This window comes from Ilyobacter sp., from assembly GCF_041583315.1.
Classification (GTDB): domain Bacteria; phylum Fusobacteriota; class Fusobacteriia; order Fusobacteriales; family Fusobacteriaceae; genus Ilyobacter.
On record NZ_JBFHGC010000534.1, the window covers coordinates 1 to 1,960 of the forward strand.

The following is a 1,960-nucleotide window of genomic DNA, read 5'->3' on the forward strand; positions in this document are numbered from 1 at the left end:
ATAGCTCTGTTTACACCGAGAATCTTATTTATAATTTTGATTCCCTCCACTATCTTCTGTGGCTCTTCAATCATCAGTCTGTTGTCCGAATTTAGATAAGGCTCACACTCTGCACCGTTTAAGAGCAATACATCTATGGTCACATCTTTGGGAGGATTTAGTTTTATATGTGTAGGGAAACAAGCTCCTCCTACCCCTACTATTCCTTTTTCTCTTACCATTGCCAGAAGTTCTTCTCTAGTGGCCTTTTCCCAGTCTTTTATCTTGGTAAGTTCTGCCCACTCCTCTTTTTCATCATTTTCGATTACTACAGTCTTTACCTTTCCACTTAGTGGGAAGGGCATAACTTCTATTTTTTTTACCACTCCACTCACTGGAGAATGGACCGGTGAAGACACAAAAGCCTCAGAATCAGCTATCTTCTGACCCTTTAATACCCTGTCCCCTACTTTTACATTGGGATCTAATGGAGCTCCAATATGCTGAAGCATAGGTACATACAGTGTCTTGGATACAGGAAATACTTCAATTTCCATGTTTTCTGTCTGAGCTTTATTTTCAGGCGGATGAACCCCCCCTCTAAAAGTAAACAGTTTCATAAATACACCCCTTTAATTAAAAATAATGTTAAGTATATGTAAAAATTTTCATATTCAATAAAATATATTTATTAGAAAAAATGTTCTGTTTTCCTAATATTTTAGCATATACTCTACAAATAAACAATATTTTAGACTGTGAATTTTTCCACTTTGTTTAATGTAACTTTATTTTTCAAAGTTTAACTTTAACCTATTTATATGTTAAGTATACCTTAATTATCTTGTAAAAATAAACTTTTTAAACATAAAAAAAATAAAAAACTTAAAAAATAGTATGTTATTTTTTTATTTAGTCCAAAAAAATTAAAAAAATTTAAAAGACCAAGTAAACAGAAGACACTGCTGCATCCCCTGATTACTTGGCTCTCATAATTTCTCTTGCCGGTATTTTTTATTTTTTTATTCCATTTCTTCCCAAGCAGTTGATCTTGCTACTGCTTTTTTCCATCCTTTGTACAGAGTTTCCTTATGACCTTCCTCTATAGCCGGAGCAAACTTAGTCTCCACCTGCCATCTGTTTCTTATCTCCTCTTTACTTTCCCAGAATCCTACAGCAAGTCCTGCAAGATAAGCTGCTCCTAGAGCTGTTGTCTCAGTTACTACTGGTCTCAATACGTCTGCTCCTAGTATGTCTGACTGGAACTGCATTAAGAAGTTGTTCTTTACTGCTCCTCCGTCTACTTTTAGAGCTGATAATTTTATCTTAGAATCGTCTTCCATTGCATCTATCAGGTCTCTAGACTGGTAGGCTATAGATTCCAGTGTTGCTCTGATCAGGTGATTTCTGTTGGCTCCTCTTGTGAGTCCTACTATTGTTCCTCTGGCATACATATCCCAGTACGGTGATCCCAAACCTACGAAAGCAGGTACTACATATACTCCGTTACTGTCTTTTACCTTATTCGCAAAATACTCTGTATCTGCTGCATCATTTATCAGTCTTAGCTCATCTCTCAGCCACTGAATAGAAGCTCCCCCTACAAAGACACTTCCCTCTAAAGCGTATTCTACTTTGTTGTCTATTCCTATTGCTATTGTTGTAAGAAGTCCGTTTTTAGACTCCACTGCGTTTTCTCCTGTGTTCATAAGAAGGAAGCATCCGGTACCGTATGTATTTTTAGCTTCTCCCTTTTCAAAACAAGCCTGTCCAAATAAGGCTGACTGCTGATCTCCTGCAGCTCCTGCGATAGGTACTCTTATTCCTCCAGTTCCTCCTACTCCTCCGAGGTTGGCCTGTCCGTATACTTCACTCGAATTTTTTACTTCAGGAAGCATAGATTTTGGTATGTTTAGCTCTTCTAGCATCTTCTCGTCCCACTTAAGGTCTCTTATGTTAAAGAGCATTGTTCTTGAAGCAT

Annotated in this window: 2 protein-coding genes; both read right to left on the reverse strand. The window is 37.3% G+C overall.

Annotated features, from left to right (window positions below; genetic code table 11):
* A partial coding sequence (locus ABZA26_RS13895; protein ID WP_372715091.1) for an RnfABCDGE type electron transport complex subunit C occupies window positions 1-599 on the reverse strand: 599 nt, incomplete at its 3' end.
* 402 nt (window positions 600-1,001) lie between these two features.
* Window positions 1,002-1,960 (reverse strand): glycerol kinase GlpK (gene glpK / locus ABZA26_RS13900; RefSeq protein ID WP_372715092.1); only part of this gene is annotated, 959 nt, incomplete at its 5' end.